Origin of the sequence: Actinomadura roseirufa, from assembly GCF_900659635.1 — a bacterium.
GTDB lineage: Bacteria > Actinomycetota > Actinomycetes > Streptosporangiales > Streptosporangiaceae > Spirillospora > Spirillospora roseirufa.
This window is the reverse complement of record NZ_CAACVB010000381.1, coordinates 1-5,730: the sequence shown is the minus strand read 5'-3', so window position 1 is coordinate 5,730 and position 5,730 is coordinate 1. Positions and strand designations below refer to the sequence as shown.

Here is a 5,730-nt window from a genome sequence, read left to right as displayed (position 1 = left end):
CGGTCGCCCGGCGACAGCGGCGCGTACCGGGCCAGCGCGGGCAGCAGGTGCAGCGGGCTCGGCAGCGGCGCCCTGCGCAGCCGCGCCGGGGCCGCGCCCGGCCGCAGGACCGGCACGTCGAACCGGCCCTGGACGTCCAGCAGGTGGTCGGTCCGGAGCCGCCGCAGCAGCCCCGTGTACGCGGTGCAGCAGCGCAGGGACACATGCTGCCCGTTGTCCACGGTCAGCTCGCCCCGCCTGAACGAATGGGTGGCGCCCCCGAGCCAGGGACGCGCCTCCACGAGCGTGACCTGCACGCCCGACTCCTGCAGCGCGATCGCCGCGCTGATTCCGGCCAGGCCACCGCCGACGATGACGACGCTCAACGCTCCACTCCCGTCAGCGCGCGCGCCGCCACCACGGCCTTCTGCCACGTCGGCAGCGAGATGCGGGAGTTCAACGCGATCGACGGACGCTCGGCGATCCGCTCCAGCAGCCGCCGGTAGATGCCCGCCATAGCCGCCGTGCACGCCGCACTGCGCCGATCCAGCAGGGGGAGCAGCCGCAACCCCTCCGCGTACCAGGCCCGCGCGCGCTCCGCCTGGAACCCGATGAGGTCATGCAGTCGCCACGGCGGATCGACGAACTCACCCGTCTCGTCCTGTTCCAGCGTGCAGCCGAACCGGGCCAGATCCTCGGCGGGCAGATAGATCCGGCCCGCCAGCCGGTCCTCCCGGACGTCCCGCAGGATGTTCGTCAGCTGGAACGCGACGCCGAGCGAGTCGGCGAGGCCCTCCGCCCGCTGCCGCCCGTCATAGCCGAACACGCCGAGCGACAGCCGTCCCACCGTCCCCGCGACCTGCTGGCAGTACCGCAGCAGGTCGTCGAACGTCCCGTACTCGGCGCCCCGCACATCGCTCTCGCACCCGTCGATCAGCTCGCCGAACGCCTCCAGCGGGATCGGGTACCGGCCCGCCGAGTCCGCCAGCGCCGTCAACACCGGGTGGCCCTCCAGCGCCCGCGCGTCGGCCCGCCGGCACAGCACGTCCTGGACGGTCTCCAGCCGCCCCCGCGACCGGTCCAGCAGGTCGAGCCGCACGCACGCCGGCTCCGGACCGTCCCCGATGTCGTCGATCCCGCGCGCGAACGCGTAGATGGCGCTCATCGCGCGCCGCTTCGGCGCGGGCATCAGCCGGATCCCGTAGGCGAAGTTGCGGGCCTCCTCCCGGACCACCCGCTCACAGTGCTGGTAAGCCTCGGAAACCCTCGCGGATTGCCGGCACGTCTCCGAAACCGTCATCGCTCAGCCCCCTCCAAGAGCGCGTGCCCACCGGAGCGGCAGCGCCGTCCGGCGCGGGCGCGGCGCGCCCGCGAGCACGTCGTAACGGCCGTGCGCGAGCGCCGCCAGCGCCGCGCGCCCCCCGGCCACGTAGCCCGCCACGGCGACCCGCGCCCATCCGCGCAGCTCCGCCAGCAGCGGCGCCGCCCCCTGGTCCAGCAGGTTCCGCGCCCGCCCGGCCTCCAACGCCAGCACCCCCCGCAGCCGCGTCGGCGTCACGGCCCGGGACAGGTCGTCCGGCGCGCAGCCGAACCGCCGCAGGTCCTCGGCGGGCAGGTAGATCCGCCCCTTCCGGAAGTCCTGGCCCGCGTCCTGGCAGTGCTCGATGATCTGCAGCGCGGTGCACACCCGGTCGGACGGCTCCAGCAGCCGCGGCGCCGCGGCCTCGAACACGTACAGGACGATCCGTCCCACGGGGTCCGCCGACAGACGGCAGTACTCGACCAGGTCCTGGAACGTCTCGTACCGGTGCACCACCTGGTCTTGACGGTTCGCCTGGACGAGCCGCCGGAAGGGCTCCTCCGGGATCCCCCTCGCCCGCACGGTCCCGGCGAGCCGCTGGATCTGCGGCAGCTTCGGCGTCTCACCCTCGTAAAGGAGGTCCAGGTCGCCGTCCACCGTGTCGAGCAGCCCCGTCCGCAGCGCCCGCGGCGCCTCGTCGCCGATGTCGTCGACCAGCCGCGCGAACCCGTAGACCGCCCGCAGATCGGCCCGGAGCCGCGCGGGCAGCAGCCGCGACGCGACCGGGAAGTTCTCCCGCGCCGCGAGCCCGTCCAGCGCGCGATCGTGATCCTCGGCGCTCCAGGGTGGTTCAGTGGTCACCACTGTGAGATTCGCCGGTCCGGCACCAGAAAAACTCTGATCAAGGTATGGAGTTATTGAACCGCCCCGCGTTTCCGCGACGGAAACGACGCAACAGGAATATCACCCTAAATAGCAATGGACCCCGCCCAGCCGAGAAGAGCCCCGGCCGACCGGCCCGAGCCCGCACGCTCACCCCACCCTCCACCTGCCCCCGCCTCACCAACGAGGCACCCCCATCCCACCCAACGGCCGGCCCCCCCGCCCGGACCCCTGGAGTCCCCAAACGCGCCCCCGATGGCGGTGGCGGTAAGGGGCGGAGGAGGCACTGGAGGTGGCGGCCCCCGCCATTGCGATCGATTTGACCTCGGCTGCAGAGCATTATCGTCACCGTCGCCATCGCGGTCACAGGCGTCTGTGAGGGCGTGACCTTCGGCCCAGGCTCGGTCGGCTGCGCGGTCGCCGGGGGAGTGGCAGGCAACCTCGCAGGAAACGCCGTCTCCAACAAGCCCCGACAAATGGGCTCCCGGCACCATGCTCAAGGAAGCCGTAATAGGCGGCGTCGGCGCAGCGGCAGGCTGGGGCGTGGGCAGAGGCGCAAGTGGCCTTCTAGGCAAAACCATGGGCACGGCCGCCGGCCGTCCCCTGGCCGCCGCCCTCAGCGAAGCCGCCGCTGCTCCATCAACAGTTTCCCGCCGGGCACATTGGTCCTGCTCGCGAACGGCACGGCCAAGCTCATCGAGAAGGTCAAGGTCGGAGACAAGGTCACCTCCACCGACCCCAAGACCGGCAAGACCGAGGCCAAAGATGTCGTCGGCGCCTACGGCGGCACGAACTACACCGGCCTCTACCAGATCACCATCACCGGCGAGCACGGCAAGCCCGGCGTCATCTTCGCCACAGAACACCACCCCTTCTGGGACCCGGCCCACCACACCTGGACGAGAGCAGACAACCTCAAACCAGGCACGAAACTACGCACCCCGACCGGTACCCCCGCCAAGGTCCTCACCACCCACAAAACCCCGACCCACCCCCGCGTCCACGACCTCACCATCGCCACCACCCACACCTTCTACGTGCTCGCCCATAACACCCCGGTACTCGTCCATAACTGCGGTGAGGGCGAGATTCCCGACAAGCTCTACCATTACACGAATGAAGCGGGGCATGATGGAATCACTTCGAGCCAAAAACTCCTCCCCTCGCTGAGGGCCGTGAACCCGAAGGATGCGCGATATGGAGATGGCTGGTACCTGACTGATATTGCGCCCGGAACAAAGAGCCTTGGTCAGCTGTCAGCGGCGTTCCTTCGGGTACCGTGGGCGGGGCGGAAGTTCACGCACTTTATCGAGATCGATGTGAGGGGGCTCAACGTGGTGCAGGGTCGGCCAGGGGTCTTTGTGATCCCCAATGATGGTCCGCTTGACCTGGTGGGGCGCATCCTGAACTCAGGGATGAACTAATGAGATACGTCAAGGTTACATGGCATCACGAGAATGACGATGACCCAGTCGTCTACTTCAGTGAGCTCGGTACGGATGGGTACGAGACGCGAAAAGTGCAGATATATCGTGATGGTCGCTCGGCGTGGGCGGACGAAGCTTACGAGACCGACACTGCAGGGCTATCCGAGGTTCCATTTCCTCCCCTGGAAGAAATCTCCTACCAAGAGGAATTTGAGGCCGAGGAGATCGCTGCGGTGGAGTTCGAAGAGGAATGGAGGCGCGCTGTCCTGTATTAGATAAGCGGACAGTGGACCACTCCGGTAGTCCGCCCGGCCGAGTTGGGCAGTCAAACTCGGTGTCCCGCTGATTTCAGGGCGTACATTCTTCGAGGTGATGAGGAGAGCGTCACGAGGAAGTGGGTGTGTGTCAGGGCGGAAGAGTCGCCGCCTGCGGTGTCTTGGCTCGCCTGCTGGAGTCACGTATCGACCCCCACTGCAGCGCAGTTGAGGCGATTCTTGCAAGGAATCGGGAAGTCAATCGACGAGACGGCGCGGGTTGGTCCGTGCGGGCCAATCCTTGGTCGTTTTGAGTTCTTTGAGGATTTGGATTCCTGGGGTGTCGGGTCTCCGCGGCCGATCAAAGAATTCGCTCGTGGGGTGTCGAAGAAACAAGGGCTTGTGGTCGTCGGTGGCGGATGCGGTCATCAGCCCTGCGGCCGCCACCGAATAGTCCGCGTGGTGTATGCAGTCATATCGACCTCCGCGACCGCCCCCCCGAGTTCCCGCAGGCGGTCGCAGATGGCGGCAGGTATCTCTGGACGGTTGGGGAGGGAGGCAACCTGAACATCGTGCGCGACTTGCCTGGCATTCACCACACGATAGCCAGCGGTGGATCTCCGGTGGTCGGTGCTGGGCAGATCGCGATCGAAAGCGGTGGCAGAGTGACATCGTTCGATAACCTTACGGGTCACTACACGCCGCCCTGCGCCCAATGTGCCGGTTCGTTCATCAGACAAGGGATAAATGCCTTCGGTCAAGCTGGCATCAGGATTCCGCGCGCAATAATTCGAGACTATGGGGGGAGGGCGCCATAAATGACGATAGATTCGGACCTTCGTGAAATGCGAGGCGTCGTTGAAGGCCAACTTGCCGACTGGGTATCCCGCCGCTTCCCTGACGGGACCTCGCCGCAGTGGTGGCTATCGATCTTCGAGTCCTTGGAAATCAGCGCCACTCCCTTCCGAGAAGTGACCGCGGACCGGCGCGCAGAGGACCTCAATCTCGCCGCAGAGAGCATCCTGCTGGCCGTCAAGCTTGGGGGCGTTAGGGCTGCGATCGGCGCCTACTGGATGCTCAGAATCGCAGCGCTTGCCCTGCGGGTCGAGCCCCCGGTTTCCGGACTTCCGCAAATCCTTACACCGGATGGTTCTGCCGAGTGGGCACTGCAGCAGATTCCCCTCACGCGTGAACGTGCGATCGCAGAATTGGAGACTCGGAGGGCCGAGTACCTCAACGCCGACGAGGAATTCTATGCCCCTGTTTGCGGTGAAGTGACACTGGCGGATGAGGTGGCGTTTTCGAGATTGCAAGATGTCGAACTGATTCTCTCGGCTTTCCCGTGGGTCTGTTCTCGTGTTGAAAATAAAGAGATCGAAAGCGAGATTCGTTCCTGGCTTGAAATTAAGAGAGGTTTTTAGGGTGTGTCCAACGTGGTTTATCGGTGATCGGCCGTGATGATGTCGGACTGGTCCGCGATGAGGTGTGGGAGGCTACCGAGCCTTTGATCCCAAGGTTCTCGCCGAGGCCGCAAGATGGTGAGACGGCCTCGCTGGACGAGCGGCCGGTGTTCACTGCACGTTGACCTGCCTCAATCCGGTCGATCGCGCCGATTCCACGTCCTGTCCGATGCAGAGGCCCTGCCGCTGGTCGCCGGTGTCTCGGCGGCCAACATCGCCGACATCGAGGCGTTCAAGCCACGTTCATGGCCATCCCGCCGATCCGCTCCCCGGTGCGGTCCCCGCCGACGACCGGCCAAAGCTGACGCCGGCAAGGTCACCTTCACACTGAGCCGTTTCCATCCTGGGAAGGCTGGTCACGAGCTGGCTGCGGTTCGCCGGTTGTGATCGCCAAGTAGTGAAGCTCCCGGTAGATGCGGAGTCGACCA

The 5,730-nt window shown here is 66.4% G+C and carries 6 protein-coding genes; 3 read left to right on the top strand and 3 right to left on the bottom strand.

The window, feature by feature from the left end; genetic code table 11:
* The 3 genes from E1291_RS38365 to hpnC form a co-directional block, all read right to left on the bottom strand.
* Window positions 1–365: FAD-dependent oxidoreductase (locus E1291_RS38365; protein ID WP_242614642.1), on the bottom strand; the 365-nt coding region annotated here is incomplete at its 3' end.
* Window positions 362–1,213, bottom strand: coding sequence for a presqualene diphosphate synthase HpnD (gene hpnD, locus E1291_RS38360; RefSeq protein ID WP_242614641.1), 852 nt, complete (start codon window positions 1,211–1,213; stop codon window positions 362–364). The genes E1291_RS38365 and hpnD, both read right to left, overlap by 4 nt.
* A gap of 69 nt (window positions 1,214–1,282) precedes the next feature.
* On the bottom strand, window positions 1,283–2,140 hold the full coding sequence (gene hpnC / locus E1291_RS38355) for a squalene synthase HpnC (RefSeq protein WP_242614640.1): 858 nt from the start codon (window positions 2,138–2,140) through the stop codon (window positions 1,283–1,285).
* A 683-nt stretch (window positions 2,141–2,823) separates the two neighbouring features.
* Here hpnC and E1291_RS38350 point away from each other — a divergent pair.
* From E1291_RS38350 to E1291_RS38340, 3 genes are all read left to right on the top strand, one after another.
* Entirely contained in the window at window positions 2,824–3,585 is a 762-nt protein-coding gene (locus E1291_RS38350) for an HYD1 signature containing ADP-ribosyltransferase family protein (protein WP_207401165.1), read from the top strand.
* Window positions 3,585–3,863 carry a DUF6881 domain-containing protein gene (locus E1291_RS38345; RefSeq protein WP_131742948.1) on the top strand — a complete coding sequence of 93 codons (279 nt, stop codon included), beginning with the start codon at window positions 3,585–3,587 and terminating at the stop codon, window positions 3,861–3,863. The genes E1291_RS38350 and E1291_RS38345 overlap by 1 nt, the downstream gene beginning before the upstream one ends.
* A gap of 797 nt (window positions 3,864–4,660) precedes the next feature.
* The gene (locus E1291_RS38340) at window positions 4,661–5,263 is read left to right on the top strand and encodes a hypothetical protein (protein ID WP_131742947.1); all 603 of its coding nucleotides are present in this window, start codon (window positions 4,661–4,663) and stop codon (window positions 5,261–5,263) included.
* Window positions 5,264–5,730: the final 467 nt, after the last annotated feature.

Excerpts from the sequence above, each read along its gene's own strand:
- E1291_RS38345 (WP_131742948.1), top strand. The coding sequence starts at position 3,585 with ATGAGATACGTCAAGGTTACATGGCATCACGAGAATGACGATGACCCA.
- E1291_RS38340 (WP_131742947.1), top strand. The coding sequence starts at position 4,661 with ATGACGATAGATTCGGACCTTCGTGAAATGCGAGGCGTCGTTGAAGGC.